Origin of the sequence: Vibrio sp. MEBiC08052, assembly GCF_001506075.1 — a bacterium.
Taxonomy (GTDB): domain Bacteria; phylum Pseudomonadota; class Gammaproteobacteria; order Enterobacterales; family Vibrionaceae; genus Vibrio.
Map to the genome: position 1 here is coordinate 3,850,711 of NZ_KQ947475.1, position 26,541 is coordinate 3,877,251.

General features: G+C 44.1%; 21 protein-coding genes. 13 read left to right on the plus strand and 8 right to left on the minus strand.

The window, feature by feature from the left end; genetic code table 11:
* Positions 1-3 precede the first annotated feature (3 nt).
* Positions 4-204, minus strand: coding sequence for a DUF1656 domain-containing protein (locus tag VRK_RS16575; protein ID WP_059122398.1), 201 nt, complete (start codon positions 202-204; stop codon positions 4-6).
* 479 nt (positions 205-683) lie between these two features.
* On the opposite strand from VRK_RS16575, the gene VRK_RS16580 reads away from it, so the two are divergent.
* The 4 genes from VRK_RS16580 (at position 684) to VRK_RS16595 (ending at position 5,034) form a co-directional block, all read left to right on the plus strand.
* The gene (locus VRK_RS16580; protein ID WP_059122399.1) at positions 684-1,736 is read left to right on the plus strand and encodes a UDP-glucose--hexose-1-phosphate uridylyltransferase; all 1,053 of its coding nucleotides are present in this window, start codon (positions 684-686) and stop codon (positions 1,734-1,736) included.
* A gap of 11 nt (positions 1,737-1,747) precedes the next feature.
* Entirely contained in the window at positions 1,748-2,908 is a 1,161-nt protein-coding gene (galK, locus tag VRK_RS16585; RefSeq protein WP_059122400.1) for a galactokinase, read from the plus strand.
* A gap of 11 nt (positions 2,909-2,919) precedes the next feature.
* Complete coding sequence (gene galM / locus VRK_RS16590) at positions 2,920-3,972, plus strand: galactose-1-epimerase (RefSeq protein ID WP_059122401.1); 1,053 nt, start codon at positions 2,920-2,922, stop codon at positions 3,970-3,972.
* Between the two features lie 348 nt (positions 3,973-4,320).
* Positions 4,321-5,034: a substrate-binding periplasmic protein gene (locus VRK_RS16595; RefSeq protein WP_082671421.1), complete on the plus strand. Its 714-nt coding sequence runs from the start codon at positions 4,321-4,323 to the stop codon at positions 5,032-5,034.
* Positions 5,035-5,160: 126 nt separating this feature from the next.
* On the opposite strand, the gene VRK_RS16600 is transcribed toward VRK_RS16595, so the two are convergent.
* Positions 5,161-5,586, minus strand: coding sequence for a VOC family protein (locus VRK_RS16600; RefSeq protein WP_059122403.1), 426 nt, complete (start codon positions 5,584-5,586; stop codon positions 5,161-5,163).
* Positions 5,587-5,918: 332 nt separating this feature from the next.
* Between VRK_RS16600 and VRK_RS16605 the strand changes: the two genes are divergently transcribed.
* Positions 5,919-6,332, plus strand: coding sequence for a GFA family protein (locus tag VRK_RS16605; RefSeq protein ID WP_059122404.1), 414 nt, complete (start codon positions 5,919-5,921; stop codon positions 6,330-6,332).
* 193 nt (positions 6,333-6,525) lie between these two features.
* Here VRK_RS16605 and VRK_RS16610 read toward each other — a convergent pair whose 3' ends face one another.
* A complete protein-coding gene (locus VRK_RS16610; RefSeq protein ID WP_059122405.1) occupies positions 6,526-7,152 on the minus strand; it encodes a helix-turn-helix domain-containing protein in 627 nt (208 codons plus the stop codon).
* A gap of 315 nt (positions 7,153-7,467) precedes the next feature.
* Between VRK_RS16610 and VRK_RS16615 the strand changes: the two genes are divergently transcribed.
* Positions 7,468-7,896, plus strand: a complete 429-nt coding sequence (locus tag VRK_RS16615; RefSeq protein ID WP_059122406.1) for a GNAT family N-acetyltransferase — start codon at positions 7,468-7,470, stop codon at positions 7,894-7,896.
* Position 7,897: 1 nt separating this feature from the next.
* Here the strand turns inward: VRK_RS16615 and VRK_RS16620 are convergent, their stop codons facing one another.
* Positions 7,898-8,563, minus strand: a complete 666-nt coding sequence (locus VRK_RS16620) for a phage repressor protein CI (protein ID WP_059122407.1) — start codon at positions 8,561-8,563, stop codon at positions 7,898-7,900.
* Positions 8,564-8,917: 354 nt separating this feature from the next.
* Between VRK_RS16620 and VRK_RS16625 the strand changes: the two genes are divergently transcribed.
* The 3 genes from VRK_RS16625 to VRK_RS16635 all read left to right on the plus strand — a co-directional run bounded on the left by VRK_RS16625 (position 8,918) and on the right by VRK_RS16635 (position 12,356).
* Positions 8,918-9,706 carry a hypothetical protein gene (locus VRK_RS16625; protein WP_157371940.1) on the plus strand — a complete coding sequence of 263 codons (789 nt, stop codon included), beginning with the start codon at positions 8,918-8,920 and terminating at the stop codon, positions 9,704-9,706.
* A 170-nt stretch (positions 9,707-9,876) separates the two neighbouring features.
* The gene (locus VRK_RS16630; protein ID WP_197413134.1) at positions 9,877-11,823 is read left to right on the plus strand and encodes a sensor domain-containing diguanylate cyclase; all 1,947 of its coding nucleotides are present in this window, start codon (positions 9,877-9,879) and stop codon (positions 11,821-11,823) included.
* Between the two features lie 323 nt (positions 11,824-12,146).
* Positions 12,147-12,356: a hypothetical protein gene (locus VRK_RS16635; RefSeq protein ID WP_059122410.1), complete on the plus strand. Its 210-nt coding sequence runs from the start codon at positions 12,147-12,149 to the stop codon at positions 12,354-12,356.
* Between the two features lie 73 nt (positions 12,357-12,429).
* Here the strand turns inward: VRK_RS16635 and VRK_RS16640 are convergent, their stop codons facing one another.
* A complete protein-coding gene (locus tag VRK_RS16640) occupies positions 12,430-14,103 on the minus strand; it encodes a SulP family inorganic anion transporter (protein WP_059122815.1) in 1,674 nt (557 codons plus the stop codon).
* A 185-nt stretch (positions 14,104-14,288) separates the two neighbouring features.
* On the opposite strand from VRK_RS16640, the gene VRK_RS16645 reads away from it, so the two are divergent.
* A complete protein-coding gene (locus VRK_RS16645) occupies positions 14,289-15,278 on the plus strand; it encodes a 2-hydroxyacid dehydrogenase (RefSeq protein WP_059122411.1) in 990 nt (329 codons plus the stop codon).
* Positions 15,279-15,612: 334 nt separating this feature from the next.
* Here the strand turns inward: VRK_RS16645 and betA are convergent, their stop codons facing one another.
* Both betA and VRK_RS16655 read right to left on the minus strand, forming a co-directional pair.
* Positions 15,613-17,268 carry a choline dehydrogenase gene (gene betA, locus VRK_RS16650; RefSeq protein WP_059122412.1) on the minus strand — a complete coding sequence of 552 codons (1,656 nt, stop codon included), beginning with the start codon at positions 17,266-17,268 and terminating at the stop codon, positions 15,613-15,615.
* A gap of 95 nt (positions 17,269-17,363) precedes the next feature.
* Positions 17,364-18,104, minus strand: a complete 741-nt coding sequence (locus VRK_RS16655) for a FadR/GntR family transcriptional regulator (RefSeq protein WP_059122413.1) — start codon at positions 18,102-18,104, stop codon at positions 17,364-17,366.
* Positions 18,105-18,894: 790 nt separating this feature from the next.
* On the opposite strand from VRK_RS16655, the gene VRK_RS16660 reads away from it, so the two are divergent.
* The 3 genes from VRK_RS16660 to VRK_RS16670 all read left to right on the plus strand — a co-directional run bounded on the left by VRK_RS16660 (position 18,895) and on the right by VRK_RS16670 (position 25,222).
* Positions 18,895-21,186 carry a two-partner secretion domain-containing protein gene (locus tag VRK_RS16660; RefSeq protein WP_197413135.1) on the plus strand — a complete coding sequence of 764 codons (2,292 nt, stop codon included), beginning with the start codon at positions 18,895-18,897 and terminating at the stop codon, positions 21,184-21,186.
* 69 nt (positions 21,187-21,255) lie between these two features.
* Entirely contained in the window at positions 21,256-24,849 is a 3,594-nt protein-coding gene (locus tag VRK_RS16665; protein ID WP_059122415.1) for a DUF637 domain-containing protein, read from the plus strand.
* A 10-nt stretch (positions 24,850-24,859) separates the two neighbouring features.
* Positions 24,860-25,222, plus strand: a complete 363-nt coding sequence (locus VRK_RS16670) for a hypothetical protein (RefSeq protein ID WP_059122416.1) — start codon at positions 24,860-24,862, stop codon at positions 25,220-25,222.
* Between the two features lie 79 nt (positions 25,223-25,301).
* On the opposite strand, the gene VRK_RS16675 is transcribed toward VRK_RS16670, so the two are convergent.
* On the minus strand, positions 25,302-26,510 hold the full coding sequence (locus VRK_RS16675; RefSeq protein ID WP_059122417.1) for an IS256 family transposase: 1,209 nt from the start codon (positions 26,508-26,510) through the stop codon (positions 25,302-25,304).
* Positions 26,511-26,541: the final 31 nt, after the last annotated feature.

The window sequence follows — 26,541 nt, forward strand, 5'->3', positions numbered from 1 at the left end:
GCGTTACGCTCCATAGAGTGTGATAGAAAGAGATAAGATACAGACAAACAGGCTGACCAACATCCATGCGGGTTTCCAGATTTTTGTATAAAGGCCCGTGCGAAACAGCACCATCCGGATGAGGTAAGTGATCCCAATCGCGAGCGGGATGTAAACCACCAGCGGGCTAAAGAGAAGCCCCAAAAACGGAATTTCGTGTAACACCTGTGCTCCCTTAATTTAAGCAGTCATGTGTTTCAATGACAGTCATACGATAGATGAGATTAGGACACTGTTTCGAGTCCTCTGAGGCAGAGGCTCGGTCATGATATGGCGTTTATATCACGCGGGAAAAAACAGTATGGGTTGCTGAATGACATCCTGATCAGTGGATCGCGCCAATGCTGTTCTGAAAGCGATTTGGGCTGCATCGATTTATGCTAGCGCATTCCTATTAACAAGAAAAGCATTAAAAATAGTTCGGTTTCATCATCTGAATCGGCTTGATCACCGAGAGAAATGGCAAGTCTTACATGACAAATGCACTGCTGTGTAAACGTTTCCACTGTGTGGTTTTAATCACAGAAACAGAGATAGCGGAGCTGTTAGACTCACATTTTATTCGGGGTGGGTGGCTGGCAGTCTTTACCCCGAGTGGTTAATGAGTTTCCTGTTTTGCATTCATGCATGAAGAGTAAGTGACAATGACAAATCAATTATTTGACCCGAGTGCTCATCCCCATCGTCGTTACAATCCTCTGACCGGGCAATGGGTATTGGTTTCGCCACACCGGGCTAAGCGTCCATGGAGCGGGCTCAACGAACCGCCTGCTCACAGTGACGTTCCCCCTTATGATCAATCTTGCTTTTTGTGTCCGGGCAACACGCGGGTCTCGGGAGAGGTGAATCCTGATTATGCGGGCACGTATGTGTTTGAGAACGACTTTGCAGCCTTGATGCCCGATTCTCCCTCTGCACCTGAAAGCGACAATCCGTTGTTGCAAGTTCAGGGCGTGCAGGGATTAAGCCGGGTGATATGTTTCTCTCCTGATCATAGCAAAACGTTACCGGAGCTTACGCCGCAACAGATCCGTCAGGTGATTGATACATGGAATACACAAATCGAAGCACTGGGACAATCATATGTCTGGGTACAGGCCTTTGAAAACAAAGGTGAGCTGATGGGCTGTTCCCAGCCTCATCCCCATGGTCAGATTTGGGCCAACAGCTTTCTGCCGAATGAAATTGAGCGTAAAGATCAACAGCTGAAAGCGTATTTTGAGCAACACGGCTCCAATTTACTGGTCGATTATGTTCAGACCGAGTTGAATGATGGCTCCCGAACGGTGGTTGAAACCCAACACTGGCTGGCGGTGGTGCCTTTCTGGGCGGTGTGGCCCTACGAAACGCTCTTGCTGCCGAAAACGCATGTGCGTCGCATGAACGAGCTGACGGATGAACAGCGGGATGATCTGGCGCTGGCCATCAAAAAACTAACCTGTCGATATGACAATTTGTTCCAGTGTTCCTTCCCTTATTCGATGGGATGGCACTATGCCCCGTTCTTTAAGGAAGGCACGGATATTGACCACTGGCAGTTGCACGCGTTGTTTTATCCACCGCTACTGCGCAGTGCTTCAATCCGTAAGTTTATGGTGGGCTATGAAATGCTGGCTGAAACGCAACGAGACCTGACCGCCGAACAAGCCGCACAGTATCTGCGCGATGTCAGTGAGATTCATTATAAAGAACAATAAAGAGAAACAAGATGTCGAATCCAACTCAAACTGTAACAACATCATTCTCCGAAATTTTCGGATATCAGCCGAGTCATCTGATTCAGGCCCCCGGCCGTGTCAATCTGATTGGTGAACATACCGATTACAACGATGGGTTTGTTTTGCCCTGTGCGATTAACTATCAGACCGTGGTGGCAGCCGCCAAACGTCAGGATACCCGTATTCGGGTCATCGCTTGTGATTACCAGAATGCGGTCGATGAATTTGATTTGAATGCACCGATCGAATTTCAGGCCGATACCATGTGGGCGAATTATATCCGTGGCGTTGTGAAATGCTTAATTGAGCGCGGTTATTCGCTGTGTGGTCTGGATATGACGGTCAGTGGCAATGTCCCCCAAGGGGCGGGGCTGAGTTCTTCCGCTGCGCTTGAAGTGGCGATTGGACAAACATTTAAAGTGTTACTGAACCTTGATATTAGCCAGCAAGAGATTGCGCTGAACGCACAACAGGCAGAAAATGAGTTTGTCGGCTGTAACTGTGGGATTATGGATCAATTAATCTCATCAGCAGGGCATGCGCATCACGCATTGTTGATTGATTGCCGGGATTTAACGACTCAGGCGGTGCCGATTCCTGCCGAGATGGTTGTCATGATCGTCAATTCGAATAAACAGCGAGGTTTGGTTGACAGTGAATATAATACTCGTCGTGAGCAGTGCGAAGCCGCTGCACGTCAGTTTGGCGTCAAAGCGTTGCGGGATGTGACACTGGAACAGCTAAACGCTCGGTTCAGTGAGCTGGATGAGGTCGTTGCCCGAAGAGCCCGGCATGTGATTACTGAAAATGACCGGACTTGCAAAGCGGCTCAAGCCCTTGCTGTCGGTGATATTCACACGGTTGCCGAACTGATGGCACAGTCCCACATCTCAATGCGGGATGATTTTGAAATAACAGTACCAGAAATCGATATACTGGTTGATTTGATAAAAACGGAGATCGGTGAACAGGGTGGTGTACGGATGACGGGCGGAGGCTTTGGTGGTTGTGTCGTTGCACTGGTGCCGCCGGCATTCGTGGAAAGAGTCCGGACAGCCGTTGAGAGTCAGTATCAAGCCGCGACTGGTTTGCAACCATCTATCTATGTCTGCCAAGCAACACAAGGGGCAGGCCTGATTTCCGAATTATGAGGGAATAAATAATGCAAAATCTATTTGCCGAACAAGCATCGGCAGAGAATCATGCGCGATGGAAAGACTCGATTGTTTTGCAGAACTCGCGAGGAATGCGGGTTGAACTCACCCCGATGGGAGCCACTTGGCTCAGCTGTCAACTGCCAGTCAGTCAGGGTGACATGCGGGAAGTCTTGCTGGGGGTTGATTCCGAACAGACGTTACTGACTCAGACAAGCTATCTGGGAATGACGATCGGGCCTTATGCCAACCGGATTGCCAATGCCAGCTTTACCCTTGACGGCAAGCAATATGTGCTTGATGCCAATGAAAATGGCAATTGCCTGCATAGTGGCAAACAGGCGTTTCATAACCGTCGCTGGGACGTCGCTGAACAGACAGAAAATCAAGTCCGGTTTTCTACCACGTCTCCGGATGGTGAGATGGGGTTCCCCGGTGATTTAGTGGTTTCAGTGACATATACCGTGACAGAGGCCGATCAGGTATTGATTGAATATCATGCCACGACGAACCAACCCACGCCTGTGAGTCTGACCAATCACGCATATTTTAACCTGCATGGTGCAGATCAGGTGGATTCTTGTCTCGATCACTCGCTTTGGCTCGATGCCGATGCGTTTTTGCCGATTAGTGATACAGGGATTCCGCTCGGGGAACTACAGGATGTGACCGGCTCCGGGTTTGATTTTCGCCGGAACAAACCTGTACGCACTGATTTAATGCAGGATCAGCAGCAAATGACCGCACAAGGTTACGATCATGCCTATTTATTCCGGACTGAACGTGATGTGTCGCGCCCTGTGGCCTCATTAACCAGTGTCGATGAGCGGATTCGGATGCATGTCATCACGACGATGCCTGCGATTCAGCTTTATACCGGTAATTGGCTGACAGGTACTCCGGGACGTGGTGATCATATCTACTCTCAATATGCAGGGATTGCTTTAGAAACGCAGTTCTTACCGGATTCCCCCAACCATCCTGAATGGCTGCAACCAAGCTGTATTCTCAAGCCGGAAGAATCATATCATCACACGACTTGTTATCAGTTTGAGTTTTAAAACGTCCCCCAGTCTGATCGGGGAAGCTGATCATGAGATAGCCTGATAAAAAGATCTCTTATCATAGAGATCTTTTTTAAATTCAAAAAGCTAGAATTGAATTCATGATATGACTTTCGGTATTTGTATTAAGATCTTCTGTTAAATGATATGTGATACAAATTGCTTACAGTTTATTTAGTATATTCGGTTTGATTGAAGATGGTATGGCATTATATTTTTATCACCATTCTGGATAATATCGAGTCGACTGTACTATGCTAAATATTATATTAAGTTGTAAGAAAAAATGACTCGTTAGAAGAATCCATACAACTGAATGATGTATATAAATATTTGGACTATTTTATGAGAAAGTGTATCTCAAGTACGGCTGTTTTTATATTGTTCTTGATGAGTTGTGCAAAGCTATATGCAGCAGAAAAAATATTACTTACCACACAAATCTGGCCACCTTATCAGGTATATCACGATCATCTTTTAGAAGGCACTGCGGTGATTGTGGTTAAAAACATACTTGAAAAAATGGAAGTGCCTTATGAAATTCAGGTCTATCCATGGGAAAGAGCGCAGTTCATGGTGAAAACTGGTGCAGCGCAGGGTTTCTTTCTTGCCTCAAGGAATAGTAAACGGGATGTTTATGCAACATTTTCAACAGTGATTTTCCCACAAAAGTGGAATTGGTATCTGCTTCGAAATAACTCGCTCAACCCTGCTGATGAATCATTTAAAGAAAATGCATGTATATTAGTGAGATTTGGTTCCAATATGCAATATTGGCTTAGTGCTAATCGCTATAAAGCCATTGGGAGTTTCAAAAATACCGATGCCTTAATCAAAGCTCTTTTAGCCAAGCGTTGTGATGCGATGCTGGCAAATGAATTAGCCATCAATAATTATTTAGAAAATATGGGATTATCACCAGAGATATTTAAAATTTATCCAAATATGGATAAACCGCTTGGTGTTTATTGGTCAAATGAATATTTATCTGAAAATCCTAAATTTTTAGAAACCTTTAATCACTTCGTTGAACAATATAAAACTGCTGAAGGTCACTGACGTAAAAATATTCATTTAATATTTTCTAATCAATAACCGTTGGTATGTTGCTAATAATGTTGAATTGATTTTTGTGATAATATACCGACCCGTTTGGGCGCGGTATATTATCGGTGATTCAGTGCATTAAATCGTACTATTTCTTTCGCTGACAATGTCACTCATATACTCAACAAATTCAACTTCAAATCCTGCCGGGTCAATAAAGTAGATATTTTTCCGGTGGGGGTGTGCTACGCCATCTTTTGCGATTTCGAATCCGGCACTAGTCAGGCGAGAAATGACTGCGTCAAGATTATTGGTGACATAAGCAAAATGTGCTAACCCAACCTGATGTCCGGTTAAATCACGGTTTTCTCCCTCGCCATTGTCACTGATCGCCAGATATTGATAATCATCGCCAAAGTGGAGCCATGTCCGGGGTTTACCGTACCAGTCCGACACGCCCTGATCTCTGATATGCCAGTGGGGAAAAACTGCCTGATAAAACTTCAGCATGGCAGGAATATCGGCTTCTCGGACTACCAGATTTACGTGCTCTAAATGAATCATCATGAACTCCTTATCTTATTTTGAGAAATAATTGCCAAATCCGATTACTCAGCTTGGCACCAATCTGTCTCATCCTTCATTATTGCTAATCCATGAGGGAATATAAAACCTCAAGCTAACTTGAGGTAAAGTGTTATTTTTAAATTTTTTGATTGAGAGGGCGCTGTTTTTGATATGGAGCACGTGCTCAGTCGGTTTTGATGGATCACATATAATGTGATTGAGTCAAATGTGCAGTTCTGCGATGATGATTCGGGCTGGTTTCGATAACGTCCGGCTTCAATGTGTACGTCTGTACCAAATCATATGAATGAATCGAGGAGCAATTTAAGATGGAATTTCCTATCCATGGCGCCTGTCAGTGTGGTCAGGTGACCTACGAATTACTTGCTGCACCGCAAAAAGTGGTCGCTTGTCATTGTCAAGAATGTCAAAAGCTGTCCAGTGCGCCTTTTAGTGTCACTGTTATGGTGTCTGCTGAAAACATTCGTTTCTCCGGAGAAATGAAAGAATGGTCTCGGATTGCTGAAAGTGGCAATACCAACATTGCTAAATTCTGTCCCGGTTGTGGTGTCCGAATTTATCATGTTAATCCAGCAGTACCGGATGCAATTAAATTGAAACTGAAGCCAACAGGATTAGCTGATGATAGCTTGTTTGCGCCGTCGCTCCACCTGTGGGTGAGTGAAAAGCTGAGTTGGGACACCATTCCGGAAGGGATGCCGACAGTCGAAAAGCAATCTTGAGCGAATCGAAACTTCGCCTCGAAAGACAATCCTGATTCTTGCAGAATACCATGAATTGAAGGCAGCCATTGTTCCGGCTGCCATTGCTGTTGAAATCAGAGGGTTGTGAAATCAGTGGACTGTTCAGTCTGTGTACGTTTACTCATCAACCGTTTAGTCTGATTTGTTGTTCCAACCAACCATGATTGTGAATTTACCCACGGGACATTCGTAGCACGACTTTTCCGGACACTTTCAGCTCATGCTCCCCAATAACTAATGGTGAACCTTTAAAATCAATGGCCAGTTGCTGATCAGGTAATCGCTGAATATCGTTAACTGAATACAGACCGTCAAAATCGATGAGATAACTCCCGGAAACAGCTTGTTGTGCCTCCTGATCGACAATATAGGTACGACCTTCCTCGCGAATAGCAATCACGTTCGTGATGGATAATTCATCTAACAGAAACTGTTCCAGTGTGATCGTCCCATTCTGAGCCAGTTTGCCATTTCTCAGCCAAAAGAGATCAATATCGATCAGCTTTTTGACCTCACTATCTTCTCCCTGATAGGCATGGGTTGCCGCATTCGGATAAGGGGTTCCTTCTCCCAGTAACAGCCACTTTAAAGAAATACCTTTATGCAGATGAGACCGGATAGCTAGATCAAAAGGGCATTTTTTGCGCTGATGCCAAGTGGTAATGGTTGAAGAAGACATCTCTGCATCTTCTGCCAGAGCCCGTACACTCTTGATATCTAAGACTTCTCGGATTCTATCAGTCACTTGTTTACCTACCTGATAGTTGATAGGTGGTAATAAAACTTGTTTTTTACTCATATGCGATCAATAATGAACTCAATTGAGCATGGAGACAGAAGGGCAAGCCTGTTATCCATGCTGAACAAACAGTGAGAATCAGAATACCATTGATTGTAGGAGGGACGTAGTATTGGGTTAAATTTCTTTCATATGCAAATATGTTCTGCGATCAGCGACAAATTTCTTCATCTGGAAGGGGACGATTCGCTTGATTTTTAGTCCTTGATCTTTAGTCAGATAGTGGGATGATACTTTGATGTCTTCTTACGTATGATTGTTGCACGACAGAAGTGTCGGTACGTTGTTATCTGATGTTTTTTCAGGGAGGAAATGATGCAGGGATATTACATCAGCTCAGATAAAAAGGATCTCAATTTTGATGTTATCTATTCCTATTTATCAACAAGTTACTGGGCTGAGGGTATTCCGGAGTCCATACTTCGCAAAGCGATTGAAAATACTTTGTGTTTTGGCGTGTATTTAGATTCCGGAGAGCAAGTTGGTTTTGCCAGAGTGATCACGGACCAAGCCACTTTCGCTTATCTGGCGGATGTATTTATTCTGGAAGCGCATCGCGGTAAAGGGTTGAGTAAATGGCTGATGGCAACGATCCTTGAGGCCCCCGACTTGCAGGGGCTGAGGCGTATACTACTCACAACAAAAGATGCGCATGGCCTTTATGCACAATATGGTTTTGTTCAAGTTGAACATCCCGAAAGGTTAATGCACATCTGGCACCCCAATATATACTCAACCACCTGAATTACACAGCGTCGCCTGTCTCGTGGACCGTCTCAGTCAGTGACTGTCTGCGGGACATAAATAAGACAACTTGTCCGGCTACTTTGACGTCGGATTCGTTAACGGTCAAAGCTGAACCATCAAAGTTCAATGCCAGCTGTTTACCTGGCAGACGTTGTAGAGCGTTAATTGATAACAGGCCATCGACATTGAGCAGATAAGTTCCGCTGACCGCTCGGGTAGCTTCCTGATCAACCAGATAAGTTATATCCCCGTCTCGGACCGCAATGACATTGGAAATCTCCAATTCATCTAAAAAGAACTGATCCAACGTCATCGTACCCCGATGATTGAGTTGTCCATTTTTCAATGCAAACAAATCAATGTGTACCAGACGCTTTGGCTCATCATTCACATGATATTCATGAGCGGCAGCATTCGGATAAGGATCGCCTTCATTGAGCAGTAGCCACTTTAAAGAAATTCCCTTATATAAATGCAGTCTTATTGCCAGCTCATAAGGGCAGACATTTCGTTTATGCCATGTCGCGAAAGTCGATGTCGGGACGTTAAGTTGCTCGGACAGAGCGCGCGTACTTTTGACATTTAGTATGTTGCATAGCTTTTCTGTGACCTGCTTCCCAGCAAGATAGTCAAAAGGCGGCAATGAAACTTGTTTTTTACTCATATGCGATCAATAATATCCTCAAATGAGCATGTTATGTAGAAAGGCAAGCCTGCATTACATGCTGAATAAACAATGACTTAACAGGATAACATGATGGCTTTGCTGCAAATAGCCTTAAATACACTTTTTATGAAGTCACTCCATAATTTACGCATTTGAATCAATAAAATGTTCAATTGCACTTTTCCTATGATGGGAAATCCACACCCGTTTTGTACGAAACTATGCTGAATCGGATGACGGCGGAATTCTTTCGTCTATCCCGGTCGTTGCTTTGCCCTCATTTGAGGGCTTTTTTCTTCAGCCCAGTTTCAGCGATAGATGATTGAATGACATTTTGTATTGGGAATGATGATGATCAATGAATTCGATTTGGATACGGAGACGTCTGCGTATGTAACTAAGAAGTCTCGAAAGAAGTCTCGAAAGCGTCCGATTTACTGGAAACACTCACCGATATATTGGCCTGCACTCTCTTCACAACAAGCAGCACGAGAGATTCCGCTAAAGTACGTCTCCGATAAGGTTGATATCACGATCTTATCTCCGAATGAATGGTGGGAATTTTTATCACTGCTGTATAGCCGAAAGCATCGGCAGCTTGCTGAACATCCCAAGATACCACTTTACGACCCTCTCGCGTTATGTGCGGAATTGGACATCACAGCTTACGTGAGAACTTATAATCACGAAACTTATTTGGTATTGCCAGGGTATCGGAAACATCTCATGACTTTACTCGCTGGTGATTACTTCCGTCATCGACATCCACAGATCTTGACATTAGGATTGGGCGCCTTAAGTATTGAAGCCGATGTTTCTTTGGCAACGCATGTCATCTCATCGGTAGAAATATTAATCGGGGAATCGCTACATATGTTGCAATACCTTATTAACGATGAGCAACTGTTAAGTCAATTAGGGCTTGGGCACGTATCACTTCTGGCTCAGTCGATCACCACTGCCGGAGCATCGCTTTCGCTGGAAGAATCTTTTCCTGTTTCACTCTGCGTTGGTTTAGGGTTAGTGCTGGTCAGTATTGTCTCACCAGTATGGGAAACCGACCGTAAAACGATTTTTGCACAAGCAATGGTTGATAAAATGTCAGAGCTCGTCATCAGTGAGGCCGAATTACCGGAGTAGATTATCCCCGTTGTTACCAGTCTGCCTGACCGAAAAATTAATCAGATATTGTGTTATCGTGATGATGCACCATACTTAGTTTATACTAAAAGCAGTCAATGCTAGATTTTAGGGCTAGGAAATTTATGAATGATGATTCATAAAAATTCATGCTGATGAGAAGCTCTAAAGTGATAAAGATTAAAAAATTTCCCAAATTATTTTTGCTTTATAGCCTATTGGTCGGTTTGTTCTTACTATTGCTATCGACTCTTTATAGAGTCGAGTTATATAAAGTCGATTCGACTCTGATTAGCAATGCAACTAACCAAGTATCCAGTGCTAAAAAAGCGCTCGAAAACGCCCTGAGATGGCGTGTGAGTGATCTGGATTTTTTTGAAAGAACACTCATTCGTGCGGAGTTCGATCAATCCGGGCATCTGAATACTGAAAAACTTGCGTCGTTATGGCGAACATTTATTCAATCCCGGCGAGTCTATACAGAGGTAAAATGGGTTAATTTCTCCGGGCAAGAGCAAATTAAAATAAATTATAAGCAGGGGCGGCTCTTGGTTGCTCGAGGAGACAATTTAACCAATATAAGTCAAGCGTCTTACTTTAAAGATATTATGACATTCCCTCGGAAGAAATTATTTATTTCGTCACTTAGTATTGATATGAAAGAGAGTGTCAATGCGATTGATGATGTGCCTGTTTTAGTATTTGGAGAAAAACTAGAAAAAATGCCGAAAAATACGCATCTGCAAGGAGTATTGATTGTTAGTTATAAAATCGATGATTTGTTAAGTCGTTTATACAATATTAATGAGGACCTTTGGCTTTCAAATCATATTGGTCAATGGTTTAAAATTGCTTCGGATAATTCACTCGAGAAAATATATCAGTTGAAATATCAAATTAAAATGCCAATTGACCATATTCAAGTCTGGAAAAAAATCAGTACAGAAACATCAGGAACATTTGTTGATGATTATGAATTTGGCGTTTTTGATACAGTATTAACAGTGGGGAAGAGTGGCAAAATTCATGGCACGAAATTCTATGTCAGCACTTCAGAACGTCAGTCGCCACATTATCCATGGAAAATTATCTATTACATTGAAAAAAATCATTTAGATCTCTTAAAAAAATCAATCCATCATTATCATATTGTGATGATTGGGGGATTTCTTATTTTCTTCATTTTCTTTGGTTATTATATCTTCGCTATGTATTTCAAATCACAGAAGACGATTAATAAATTGTTGATGGCAAACCAAATTATAGATAATTATGTCATTTATGCTACCGCTGATTTGGATGATCATCTTGAATCTGTGTCTGAAGCTTTTTGTCAAGTATCCGGATATACAGCCGAAGAGTTACAGGGCCAGTCATATTACCGACTTTGTCACCCAGATATATCTGAGGATCTTCCGGTTGATATAAAAGATAGCATTCTGGCAGAGCAGCCTTGGAGCGGGGAGATCAAAAAGCTTAGTAAAACGGGTGAAGTATACTGGGTGCTTGCTTATATTGAACCGACTCACGACGTCAATGCACGTCTGATTGGATATACCACCGTGGAGCAAAATATTACGGATCGCAAGCATCTTGAAGTGCTGTCTGTCACTGATCGACTGACCGGTATGCATAACCGCCTGAAATTGGATGAAACGCTGGAGAAAGAAGTATATCGAGCGGACCGTCGCCAGCATCCTTTATCGATTATTATGTTGGATATCGATGATTTTAAAGTCGTCAACGACACTTTTGGCCATCAGGTCGGTGATGAAGTGTTATGTAAAATTGCCGAGTTATTAAAACATTATGTGAGAAAGACCGATATTCCCGGTAGGTGGGGGGGCGAAGAGTTTCTGATTGTTTGCCCGGAAACCGATCTCCATGGCGTGCAGATTCTGGCAGAAAAAATTCGCCAGTCGTTAATGAACCATGATTTTGACGTTGTGGGGCGCTGTACCTGTAGTTTCGGTGTGGTGAGTCGCATGGATAATGAGAGTATCGAACAGATGATAGAACGTGCTGATATTGCCCTGTATACAGCGAAAGACAGAGGCAAAAACCGAGTCGAGTCAGGGAGTGATCATGTTATTCAAACGCATCAACATGAGAACTGATCACAGTACGTATCGTATGGCAGACTCGTTTATCGCTAATTTTGATGGTGCAATATCGTTATATATCGATTTTCTTGTAATTTAAAGGTCACATATTTGTGAATGACCGTGTCAGAATGAACATGAAGAGGATAAAAAACACATTGTTATCGGTTGACCATTGTGGCTTTAAAATATAAAAATACCTCCATTTGAAAAACGAAACCGCTAGAGTTTTGTATCTTGGCTTATCTTATATGCTTTACGAGTATCGTATTCACATCAATGATTCATTATGAAACTGGCGACATGATCAGTTCACAAAAACGTTGGCAGGTATAAACATGAAAAAAAATTATTCGGAATATTCCGAGCAGGCAGTCAGGAATTTTATGGCTGACCTGTTTGAAACGTTCGATTCGCAACTGAAGGAGAGTCAAGATCCACGCGTTGAGCTGGAATTCTTCGGCGGAACAATAGAAATTCGCTTGCTCTCTTTTGAAGGTGTCTATAAACCTCAGCTTGTCGCGCTCACTGAGCAAGAGTCTTCCTGAGCTTCTTCTCTGTTGAGCTGAGAGACTTCAGGATGGAGTGTCCTGAAGTCTTGTTTCTGCAATATTGAAAACGTTATGCTTTTGTTGATGAACGTGATTCGGATTCAATGATTTGTAATGCGGTTTGTAGTGCTGCCTGAAACTCAGCGAAATAATAATCTTCACCAATCTGTTGGATGATGCCGACTTTTCGTAGTTTATAAGTGACACGGGCGTTGGCACCGGAGATCATCACTCGGATATTCCGGCGTCTGAAATCCTGAACCATCTCTTCCAGTGTCTGTAAGCCAGTCATGTCCATAAACGGTACCCATTTCAGGCGTAAGATCAGAATTTGCGGTTTGTCCGGAATACTGTGCATGACGCGTTCAAAGGCATCGGCCGCCGCAAAGAAAAATGGACCTTCCAGTGCATAAACCGCCAGTTCCTGTGGCAACTGTGTGATGCCCTGACGCACCAGTTCATCAGCCAGTTCAACATTGGTACTGGCTTTGACTTCGACACTTGTTGCCATACGTTTGACAAAGTGCAAAACCGCAATAATGACCCCGATATTGACAGCAACAACCAGATCGGCAAAAACCGTCAGAAAGAAGGTAATCAGCAGGATCAACACATCCGCTCTCGGGGCCCGTTTCAGCAGTTTGATAAAGTGTCGGGCCTCACTCATATTCCACGCGACCACGAACAGGATCGCACTCAATGTTGCCAGTGGAATGTTCACCGCCAGCGGCGCGAGCAGCAGCAGGATAACAATCAGGGTGGCGGTATGTACCAAGCCGGCCAGCGGACTATTGCCACCGTTACGGATATTGGTCGCTGTCCGGGCGATAGCTCCTGTGGCAGCAATCCCACCGAATAGCGGTGATACCATATTGGCAATGCCCTGACCGATCAGCTCCTGATTTGAATTGTGTCTTGTCCCCGTCATACCGTCAGCAACCACGGCAGACAAGAGTGATTCGATCGCCCCCAACATCGCAATCGCAAATGCAGGGCCGATCAACTGGATCAAGTCAGCCAGACTCGCCTGTGGCAGCGTCACTGACGGTAACCCCTGAGGAATGCCGCCAAACGCGGTCCCGATGGTGCGGATACCATCCAGATGTAGGGTGTTCTGTAACAGCGTCACAACCACCAGCGCCAGCAGTGGACCGGGAACTTTAGTCAATTTTGGGATCTTCGGCCCGTAAATGACAATCACCAAAGATAAAAGGGCCAACCCGGTCGTTTGCCAGTTCAGATGAGGTAAAGCGTGATAGATGGACAAGAGTTTCTGATGAAAATGTTCACCATGAATTTGCGGTAAACCGAAGAACTCCTGCCACTGTCCGACCCAGATGATGACACCGATACCGCTGGTAAAGCCAATAATCACCGGATCAGGGATAAACCGAATGATGCTGCCGAGTTTGGTGATGCCCAACAGCAGCAGGAAAACGCCGGCCATCATGGTCGCGATTTGTAAACCATTGACACCATAGTCGTGGACGACACCGGATAACAGCACAATAAAAGCGCCGGTCGGCCCTGCGATTTGAATGCGGGACCCTCCGAATAACGACACGAGTATGCCGGCAATGATTGCCGTATACAGACCTTGTTCCGGTTTGACGCCGGATGCAATGGCAAACGCCATTGCTAAGGGTAAAGCGACCACGCCGACAATCACACCGGCACTGATATTCCGTAACCATTGAGAAGGATGAAAGAGTCCGGCTTTATAGGACTCATAACAGGCAATCATGACAATAACCATTAAAAGAGAAAGGAGAACAGATCTTACAACGATGTTTTACACTGTAAAGAGCAAAACTAGTAATAATTTTATGATTTCGGTATAAAACCAAGGCGGGCAGCAAACGATACTCAACATAAACTCAATACAATAACAACCGCTGCCGTTGATTGTTCAGTCTGAGGAATGAAGTTATGAAAATATCAGTTTTTAGCTCGAAAGCTTATGATCAGGCGTATTTTACCCAAGCCAATCAGGAATATGGATTCGAACTTGAGTTTTACGAAGTCCGGCTAGATCAAAAAACCGCCAAGCTCGCGCATAATAGCCCGGTTGTCTGTGCATTTGTCAATGATGATTTGTCTGAGCCGGTGCTACAGACCTTAGCTGCCAATGGAACCCGATTACTGGCAATGCGTTGTGCCGGTTATAACAATGTCGATCTGGAAGCCGCCAAAAAGTACAACATCACCGTGGTGCGTGTACCGGCATACTCTCCTGAAGCGGTGGCAGAGCATACCGTCGGTTTAATGATGACCCTCAATCGGCGGATTCATAAAGCCTATCAGCGCACCCGTGATGCAAATTTTTCACTCGATGGATTAGTCGGGTTCAATATGCATGGCAAAACCGCCGGTATTATCGGGACCGGAAAAATCGGTATAGCGACCCTGCGGATTCTGAAAGGATTCGGCATGCGGTTATTGGTGAATGACCCTTATGAAAACCCAGCGGCACTGGAGCTCGGGGCAGAATATGTTGATTTAGATACCTTATTGCAAGCGTCGGATGTGATTAGCTTGCACTGTCCGCTATTCAAAGAGAATCACCATATGCTGGATGCTCAGGCCTTTGCCAAAATGAAAAAAGGTGTGATGATCATCAACACCAGCCGGGGCGCATTACTCAATGCTCTGGATGCAATTGAAGCCCTCAAGCAGGGGGTTATCGGTTCTCTGGGGCTGGATGTGTACGAAGAAGAACAAGAGCTGTTCTTTGAAGATAAATCCAACATTGTGATTACCGATGATGTGTTCCGCCGTTTATCGGCTTGCCATAACGTGCTGTTCACCGGCCATCAGGCGTTTCTGACCAAGGAAGCATTACTCTCCATTGCCAACACCACATTCGATAATGTGCATTGCTTCCAGCAAGATGTTCTCAGTGGCAACGAAGTCGAGTAGTTTTGCAAAATAAAAATAGATTTGCATTTTAAGAATAGCATATGAGTTTTACTGTATTGCGAGTAGATTGATATTTATACGAATCATTTAAAATCAAATGGTTAAGTTAAAAATAAAAAACTGGCACGCATACTGCATTAACTAGAGTGACCCTTATTAAGCCGAGGGTCACCTAGCCAACTGACGTTGTTAGTGAACCTAATTTGTTCATATTGATAGCCAATCACAATCTTTGTGGTTGGCTTTTTTTTGTGAAGATCAACGTGAATACAGCCAATCACAAAAGTTGTGATTGGCTGTATTGATAAAACCAATTCGCTATCGCATTGAAACGCTAGGCGGCATGTTCTTCTTTCTGATGTCGGTAAAAGTCAGCGTCTGTCGCGGGCTCCAGCGCATTCCCCAGAATGATATCTGCGGCTTTTTCTGCAACCATAATGGTTGGCGCATACAGGTTACCGTTTGTTATCGCCGGGAAGATGGAAGCATCAACGACACGAAGATTATGCACGCCATGCACTTTGAGTGCAGCGTCTACGACTGCCATCTCGTCATAACCCATTTTACAGGTACAACTTGGGTGATAAGCACTTTCACCTTCACGGGCAACAAAATCCAGAATCTCTTCATCTGTCTGCGCACTGGCACCGGGGGCCAGCTCTTCACCGCGCAGATCATCAAACGCTGGCTGAGCAATAATATTACGGGAAACCCGAATCGCCTCAACCCACTCTTTTCTTTCCTGCTCAGTAGACAGGTAGTTGAAGAAGATTTCCGGTTTTTGCTTTGGATCCTTAGATTTGATTTTCACATGACCGCGTACGTCAGTGTTCATCGGGCCGACATGCAACTGAAAACCGTGTCCGGAACGCGGCGCGCTACCATCATAACGAATCGCCAGCGGGAGGAAATGGAACTGTAAGTTGGGATAGGCCACTTCGTCATTGCTACGGACAAAACCACCGGCTTCAAAATGGTTGGTTGCCGCAGCTCCTTTGCGTTGGAACAACCAGTCAAACCCAATTTTCGGCTGGTTATACCATTTCAGTGCCGGATACAGACTCACCGGCTTTTTACAGGCGTACTGAACATATAACTCGAGGTGATCCTGAAGATTTTCACCGACGCCGGGCAAATGGTGTACCGGGGAAATGCCCAGAGTTTTCAGCTCTTCTTCATGACCAATACCGGACAGTTGCAGTAACTGAGGCGAATTGATCGCACCGCCACAAGAAATAATCTCACCGCCATACACAGTCTTGGTCGAGCCGCGTTTGGTATATTCAACACCAATGGCAGTTTTTCCGTCAAACAGGACCCGGTTTGCGGTTGCACCCGTAATCACCGTTAAGTTTTCCCGGTGCATGACCGGATGCAGGTAAGCTCGTGCAGCACTATAACGACGTCCCCGATAAATATTCTGGTCGAAGATACCAAAACCTTCCTGCTGATAGCCATTTACATCATCAGTCAGTGGATATCCGGCCTGCTGACTCGCTTCAAAAAAAGCATTAAACAGTGGGTTATCGCAATTTGCCGTGGTGACTTTTAGCGGCCCATTTGAACCATGATACTCGTCAGCACCTTGCAAGCGGGTTTCACACTTACGAAAATAAGGTAAACAGTGTTTATAACTCCAGTCTTCCAGACCTTCTGATTTTGCCCATTTTTCGTAATCCATGGCATTACCACGGATATAGATCATACCGTTAATACAACTGCTGCCACCCAGAACTTTCCCTCTCGGCTGAGCAATCTTACGGTTATGCATATATGGTTCAGGCTCTGATTCATACAGCCAGTTATATGTGCCGTCTGTCAGCAAATAAGTCAGTGCTGCCGGCATATGAATGCGGAAATCGAATCGGTGATCCGGACGACCTGCTTCTAAGACTAAAACCTTGTGCTTAGGATTTGCACTCAGCCTGTTTGCCAATACACAACCCGCTGAGCCACCGCCCACGATAATATAATCGTAAGTCTGTGCCATTAAGTATCCTCCATCGCTTTATTTGTTTTTTCCAAGCGCTATCTGCCCGGGCAATATGTGCCCAGAGCGATATGGCTTGGAGTCATATTGATTTCTTAGTTTGAATGCCGATCCAGACATTCCTGCAATAATAAGTAGTGGCGGCTAATCGACGCCTGAAGTTTGAGTGGTTCTCGGTTGATAATCTGCTCTGCGGTATGACGCCAGTTCTCTACCGTCTTACGCAGAAAATCGGGATCGTTGTAGAGGTTGTTATCATAAGAACCAAACCCTTGTTGCATCGCGTGCATGACCCATTCAAAAATGGCGTTATTGGCCATTTCAGCCATGAGTATATTCAGCCTGCGATCGGCTTCTGCCAGTTCACCAAAATCCAGACAAGGCTGGGCGGCGATATTTTCCAGATGCTCGACGCATTCCAGCATTTGTGATTTCTGCTTTTCTGTCGCACGCGATACAGCGAACAGTGCAATACTCTGATCGACACTTTCCCGGAACTCAGCTATCTCATAAGCATCGATATGCTTTTGTTTCAAAAACAGAGCCAAAGACTCACTGATGTTCGAAACATCGACCTGCTTAATAAATGCGCCACCTTTAGGGCCTTTGCGTATTTCTATCAGCCCTTTTTGTTTCAAAGCTCTGATCGCTTCTCTTATCACGCCACGTCCGGTTCCGAACTGGATCTGTAACTCCCGCTCACTAGGAAGAGAATCACCGGGAAGTAAAGTCTCATTCAGAATGGCTGATTCGATCTGAAGCGCGATATCTTCACTTGCCCGCCCAACCTGAGCTGGCGTGAACAAATTGTCTGTTGTCGATCTATCTGCTGCCAAATTTCCACCTGTACTATTTTTTGTTGTCGCGTTTTTATTGGTACGACCAATATGCTAACAATTTTAAGGGTTACTTTGCAAATTGGCTCAATTTAAGTGAAAAAACGCAATTTTGGTACTACCATAAAAATCACGCATATAACCATTTGATTTTCATGGTTAATGTCTCAAGCTATTACCTTCTCTTATGTGTTGTGGCCGAAGAGTCGATACTGTTAAAATTTTTGATATTTATTTTTAAAATCAATGGATTGAAAATATTTTTGATCTGTTTGTCGGTATGATTAAACATTTATTCAATTGAAGTGCTGTTGAGCTGAGTGTTCGAGTGTTAAACATTGTGGATATTACACAAGGCCTTGAAGCTGAGCTGGTGAAGACGCTATCAAAATAGTCTGTGGTATCCCGAATCGATGCATGAGTAACATTCTGTCATCGATGTCTGTCATTGTTGTTGATTCGATAACTTGGGGAATAATTAAAAGATGAATATAAATATTTGGTCATTTGTGAGTTTTGCATCAAATATATAAAAAATATGATTGTTCTACTCAAAAATAATAATAAATATTTGTTTATATTTATATCAATGATATTATTTGCGATCTATATTTGTCATTTTCATGACATTTGTCTGTTTTTTAATCGTTATGGAAAATTGATATAACTTAATATATTCACAATTGATAATGTATTGGTGGTTTCGATTTTTCTGGGTTTATTCAATTCCGGGGTCAGTGCTGGTTATATGTGTTCCTTGCAAAGTGTTCAATTATTTCTCTGTGTACTGTTGCTATCTATTTTTAGACCAGCTTTTGGTCAGGTCGTCGCAGGAAACGAGAAGAGTGGTGCCGAACAAGTATCGGTGAGTCAACGTTCCAATCAATATTATATCCAAATTGCAAAAGCAAACGACTATGGTGTGTCATTGAACTATTTCGATAGCTTTGATACTCAGGGAAAAGATATTGTTCTACTTAATTCTCCTGTCATGAATGTTAAGGTGGCTCAGGCACCGGCACAAACAATTGTATTGATTGTTAATGATAGCCAGCTTGCCAGTATCAAAAATATTCGGGTGGAAGGTCATGCCGCTGATATTGTGCTTGCTGCTCCGAAAGGAATTCGTTGTGACGGTTGTTCAATCGCTAATGCTGAGCGCGTAACACTCGCGACCGGCACAATTAAGTCAGATTACGGTGAACTGGAAACAATTAAGATCACCAATGGCAGTATGGAAATTACCGGGAGTGGATTGACAGCTACCGATTTATCTTTACTCGATATTGCAGCGGGCCGTGTACTGGTGGATGCGCCATTCAGAACCAATATGAAAGGTATCGTCTCGACCCGGAATCATCAGCAGGTCAAAGAAATTGACGTGGCCGGAGAATTAGAAGTTTCGAACGGTGATGTACAAATTATCGTCGGGCAGAATCATTTCCGTTATTCAGACAGGCAATCGGATGCGTATTATAAGAATTTCTCTGTTAAAGAGTATGGTTCGATATATCCACTGGAAATTACCAATAAAGGAAAATTTGCTGTTGGTAACCTTCATCTTGAATCAACTTATGATAACGGTACGGTTTTCGTCGGTGGTCAGATCAAGGCTCAGGGCGCTTGGGCTTATGTCGGGCGATATAATGATCAAAGTATTGTTCCGCTGGAATCGGTAAAAGTCAGATCGAACGGTAGTGTTTATCTTTCCGACCAAATCATTGCTGCCAATCGGGTTGATATTGAGTCAACAGGGCCTATTGAGGTTAAAGCTTTATCAGCGGGAAATAACTATTTATTGGATAGCATTTCTGCCGCTGAGGTGAATATTGCAGCTGTTGGCGCGATGAAAAATGCAGGGGCGATTGTTGCAGAATCAATCTATGTTTCAGCACAAGAAATAACCAATGAAGGCGATATTGAGTCGACACGGGATTTATATCTCAATGGTAAATCTGGAGTGGTAAACCAGTATGGTGGTGTGATTCTTGGTGAAAACATTGAGCTGACATCTGAAAAGGATGTAATGAACGGTCAGCTTTATCCGTTCAAAGCTTCAGAATGGTGTACCTATAGCCAAAGACCAATTATATCGGATCATTCACTAGAAACTGGTGGCAAAGTATCTGTTCCACCGTTTAAAGGATGTGGCAAAGTTGATGTTGATTCTCTTAGTGCTTATATATTGGGACAAAACATTAAGGTTGAAGCTCAAAATTTCACCAATGCCAATCCTTATGAAGTCTCAAGAAATAGTTATACAGATCCTGAACTGAAATTAGATTTTATCAAAAGTTCTCAGGTTGTTATTTCAGCGGAGTCCATTCTGGAGTTTCATCTCAAGGAGCGGCTTTGGAATATGTCAGCGGTTGCAGAGTCTTGGACAGGAAATGTCGTTTTAGATGTGCCGCTGATTGACAATGAACGATACCATATCTGGGCTGATACCTATACAACAAAGTCCCCTCAGGTTACTTGCACAAGAAAAGAAGGTGAACAGGGAAGCCCAATCATGACGTATGAGAGGAAAGAGTTGTGTCTAGTGAATCCCAATATCTTAGTCGATAAAAAAATACAGTACATTAAAGTATTATCCCCACCGGCTCGATTGAATGTCGGCGGTAGCCTTGTATTAAAAAGTAATATGTTTAGCAATGAGCATAGTAGTGTTGAAGTCAGGAAAGATGTTTCTGGATCGGTTCGTAACGTATGGATGGAAGGGTTGAAGCTTCGGGATATTTTTGAACAAACAACAACTCAGTATCACTCGAGAAGGTATTGTTCTAAACGTATTCTCAGACATTGTGTCAGGCATAAGGTAGATGTTTGGAAAACGTCAACTACTCAATTAATTAAAAATGAAGTTACAGCTGAATTTCCGTTTATTTTTTATGTCGATGGGCATATTCATGAGGGTTTTGGCAGTGATTCTTATTCATTGCAGAATGTCACATTCGGTCCTTATGCAACTGCGTACACTCCTCCACCTTTACCACCATCTAAGCCAAGTAAATATGTGCCGATATTTAATGGGGAAATTACTATCTTCATTCCTAATCCCTCTTATCAGGAGGGCCAATGATGACCTATTGTCATTCTGTTTTTGCAAGCATGATTCATTTATGCAGTGGTTTCAAATTCGGTAGATAAGATGATGAAAAATAAAAAAATACCATTATGGCAACGCCTGACTTCTAGCGTTCTTTTGCCAGTGCTTCTTACACATATGGCTTTCCCGGTTTATGCGGCAGTGCAGCAGCATGTTGCTCTGGAATCGATCACCAATTCTGTTGCCGCGTCAGCACGCTATCGACTGCAAGAACAAGTACGGGATTACCTGTATGCAGGGGCGATAGAAAAAGATGAGCTGGCAATTTTTGACGGATTTGAATTCTTTTTTACTCAAATTAAAACCTCCTATCCCGAGATGTTGTCTGCCTACCAAGGGGCAAATACCACTTTAGATGATATTCCGACTCGTTTTGGTACACCTTATGTTGAACGGGGAATCATCAGAGATCAGCTAATTCAACTGTTGAATAAGAGCTGGATTTCAGCGCCCGGCTATTCAAGCTATAACGAACAGACCAAAAAACTGTATGAGAATGCTGTCAGTTACGCAAAATCTGCAGGTAAGAAACTCGGTGAGCCACTGACCGAAGAACAAATTTCCCAGCTTCCTGCGGATATGATCTGGCCTGAAATCCGAGTTGTGAACGGGCATGAATATCTCGTTCCATTTGTGTATTTGGTACCCACAACCATTGAACAGCAGCGGTTGACTGAGTCTACATTGACAGCCGGATCAGCAGATATTCATACCAACTCGTTCGTGGTCAATGGTGCGCATGTTGATATTAAACATGAGGCACTTCTCGATATCACCCGTGATTTTATTAATACCAAAGGAACAATTTCGGGTGGACAACTAACCATTCGTACGGGACGTGATTTACAAAACCTTTCTGGCACTATTACCGGGGATGATGTTTCTCTGATTGCCAACCGACTGGTGAATGACACCTTAGTCACTCGTCTCGATTATGGTCATGGCTATGCAGAAAGTTTTGACCAGATTGGTTCGATTGTTTCACTGGGTGATCTGAATATTCAAACCACGTCTGATGTGGTCAGTCACGGTGGTCAATTCTCTGCGCAGGGCGATTTAGAGATCCGCTCTGAAGGTAACATTATTCTTGTGCCTCAAGTCACTAAAAGTGAGCGTAAAGAATCCGGCCAGCATTGGTCAGAGAGTGAGTCGTCACTGGTTAATCTACAGACTAACCTTTCTGCGATTGATGCATTGTCTCTGATTTCTGACGGACAGATCTATCTTGAAGGGACGGTGCTGGAAAGTCAGGGTCTGCTGGAGGTTCTCGCAGCACATGGCATCACCCTCAAGAGTGCTGCTGATATGCATTCTTTCGATAGCCGTTTTCAAGCTGAAAGCGGTGGTATGTTCGGAACCAAAGAAAGTGAGTCTGAGAGCCGCAATGAAGCTGAGATCGTCAGAACTTTATTGAAAGCCGGGCAGAGCCTGGTGTTACGGACCTTACAGGGTAACATTCTGCTTGAAGCCGTTACGGTTGATAGCCGGGGCATTTCCCAAATTATTGCTGAGCATGGGGAAATTGATTTCGAACTGGCGAAGCTGCTTGAAACCTATAGCTATCAAAAGTCCTACGATGGTGCCTTATCGTTCCGCCATCAGGGACATGGTTATCAGCGTGAAGTTGCTTATTACTCCGAGTTCATTAACTCCGGCGGCATTATGCTCGATGCCTACAATGGTGTTCGGATTCAATATGCCGGAGATAAGCATAATTTAGATTCAACATTGGCAACACTGGCGCAGTCACCAGAGCTCGCATGGATGCAGGACATCCGTAATGACCCTTCATTGAATGTGAACTGGCAGGATGTGCAGTTGGTCATGGAAGAGTGGGATTATGACCAATCCGGGCTAACACCGGCTGCGATGACGATTCTGGCGATTGCGATGGCGATCGCTACCGGGCCTGGAGGATTGGCTGCTTTCAGTGGTCAAGGCGCGATGATCGCTGCAGTGAATGCCGGTGTGTCGACATTGGTGATGCAGGCGTCTGCCAGCTTACTGGCCAATGGATTTGATATCAAAGACACATTGAAGTCGCTGGCTTCTGATGAAAGCCTAAAGTCACTCGCAACCAGCATGGTGACCGCGGGTGTACTGGGTAAGCTTAACGTTGGCGGGCTTTCTAACGGTATCCAATCGCAAGTCACTCAGATGCTGATGCGTTCAGCAGTGAGCTCGGGGATTGCAACGGTTATCAACGGTGGCAGTGTCAATGACTTCAGCGATTCTTTTAAGAGCAGTTTTTCGACTGCTGTCGTGACAACGATTGGAGCTGAGTTAGCGGAAAAAATTGGTGATGCTGCCGGAGCACACGGTGCTACTGAGTCTAACCCAACGGGGACGGCACAGATTGATTTAGCAACCAAGTATATTGCCCACGCTGCATTAGGATGTGGCTTAGGTGGTGCGATGACATCCATCAGCGGCGGTAATCACTCCGATTATCAGAGTGGCTGTTTCTCCGGTGCTGCCGGCGGTGTGATTGGTGAGTATGTTGCAGGAAAGTATCTGGATGAGATCGCGTCAAAGCAACTCAGAGTTGAGCGTGCGGCGGCTGATATTCTCAGTGATACCCAACTGACTGAGGCTCAGCTCAAGCAACATATCGCAGATATGCGAGCGATGGGCGTTGATATTTCCCGCATGGTTGCTGCACTCACTGTTTTTGCGTTCCATGGTAATGTCGATATCGCTGATTATACGGCCGGTAATGCAGCTCAGCATAACGTCTTATTCTTGTTGGTGTTTGCCTTTAACGTCGGAATGGCGGTCTGGACGGCATATGACATCTACAATACTATCGATTCTTTTGTCAAAGCATTAGAAAGCGGCAAGCCACTTGATGAGTTAGTTCAAGGTGCGATTCTTGAGTTAGCGATTAATCTGACTGTTGGTAAATTCGGTAAAGCCGGTCGTGCGATTCTGAAAAGTAAACCAGCCGATGAGCTTTTCAGTATCATCCGTAAAGAGTTAGAACATATTGCACCGAGCCTGACGAAACAATTTGACGAGTTTGTTAAAAACTTCCAACTTTCAAAATCCGGAAAACCTTTAACCGCAGGGCCGGGTAAAGAGCCGGTAGATATTGATGATTATGTTAGCGTTCCGAGTAAGCATCCAATACCGAATATTGGTAAACTATGGCCAGAGAAGACAACCCATCATGTTATCAAAGGTGAGTTTGATGAGCTGAATAAGCTTCTTGGGGGAATGCACACTATAGAAGGGCTTGCTGACTTTATTAAATTAAGAGAATTATCCGGGACCAAATATACATTTAAAGAAGTGGATACGTTTTTATCTCGTAATGATACCTCTGAGATCTGGGTTCAGACATTACCGAATGGGGTCAAAAGGTTGCAACTGCCGCGAGAAGGGTTACATAGAAACGCTTTTGAAAGGGGAAGTGTGAAAATCGATGACATCAGAGTGAAAGGTATTAAGACAATTTTTCCCGAAAACTTTACCCATCAGGATATTGTTGCAGCAAGTCAGAAAATTTTGCAGGATAACTATGACAAGGTGACAGAGAAGGACCTGTATGGTGTCTATAAAGGTATTCATATTCGCTTATCGCGAGATTTAAATACAGGAAGGATTGATACAATCCATCCGACTTGGAATCAATAAGGGGGAACCAATGGATCATTTCGAATGGGAGCTTGAGAAGATATACAGGAATGAATATTTTGATGAAGCCTCCTATGTTAATATCGATAACTTTCTACAAGAGCATCCTTCTTATGTGGATTTATTTGTACAGAAGCTGGCATCAGAGCCGGAGAATATGGAGGTTTTATACCTGATTATTATCCAAATCGTTCCTTTAGACTGCTGTATCAAACATGCCTTAGAGTGTGAAGACTGGACATATGAAGACTTTGTTGAATGTAAATTTAGTTGGTACAAAGACAGAGAAAGCTTTTCACCAATGACGCGTGAAGCGTATGAGCAATGGCTGGCGAAGCAAATGATTAAAGAAGGCCGGGCATCGTTGCAGTAATGTGCAAAAAGCCAATCACAATCTTTGTGGTTGGCTTTTTACGAATGAGACTGTTCATTATTCTGTGTCACGCCCATTTTTATAAATCCAGGTATGGAGTGAGTCGGCCTTCAAAGTGGATACTGAGCTGAGACAGCGTCAGGTTCCAGTTTTGCACCGGATGCGTCCATTTTTCACTGGCTTTCAACATACCTGCATACAACAGCTTGAGCAAGCTGGTTTCATTGGCGAAGCCACCTTTGGTCTTGGTCAGCTTGCGGAACTGCCGATGCACCGCCTCAACCGCATTGGTGGTGTAAATAGCTTTGCGGACCTGCTCAGGATATTTGAAATATACCGATAGGTTCTCCCATTTATTGCGCCATGACTGAATCACCAACGGATATTGTTGCCCCCATTTGACTTCCAGCTCATCAAGTTCGTGCTCGGCAGCCTTGAGCGTCGCAGCTTTATAGACGCACTTTAAATCCGCCATAAAAGCTTTCTGATTTTTGCTGGCGACATATTTCATCGAGTTACGGATTTGATGGATAACACAGAGTTGGACTTCAGTCTGCGGGTAAATGGTTTCAATCGCCTGAGGGAACCCCTTGAGGCCATCGACACAGGCAATACAAATATCTTTGACACCGCGATTTTGTAAGTCGGTCAGGACACTGAGCCAGTAATGCGCACCTTCGGCATCAGAGAGATAAATGCCCAGCAGCTCTTTTTTTCCTTCGATATTGAGAGCCAGGATAGTGTAGATGGCTTTGGAGACAAAGCGGCCGTTTTCCTTGATTTTGTAGTGAACGGCATCGAGCCATACGACCGGATAGACGGGGTCTAAATCCCGCTCTTGCCATGCTCTGAGCTCAGGGATAAGACGGTCGGTGATGGCGTTAATCGTGCCATTGGAAACGCTGATACCATACATATCCAGCAGATATTCCCGGATATGTTGATAGCTGTTGCCAAGGGCAAACAGGGAGAGGACATTGCGTTCCATCTCATCGGTCAGCCGGGTCTGGTGCTTCTTGACAGTTTGCGGGTCAAAAGAGCCATTGCGGTCACGGGGCGTTTCGAGTTCAAATTCCCCGGATGAGGTTTTGATATTTTTCCGGGACTTACCATTTTTTCGATTATCGGGTTCATCAGCAAGGTGCTGGTCAATTTCAGCGCCGAGAGCAGCTTCAGTGATTTGCTTAATCAGCGGCGTGAGCAGGCCATCTTTGCCGTTCAGTCCTTGTCCAGATTGGAGAGCTTTGGCAAAGGCCTGAACATCGATTTCGAATTTATCGTCAGACATAAAGTGTCATTTCCTTTTTGGTTCAGTTTAC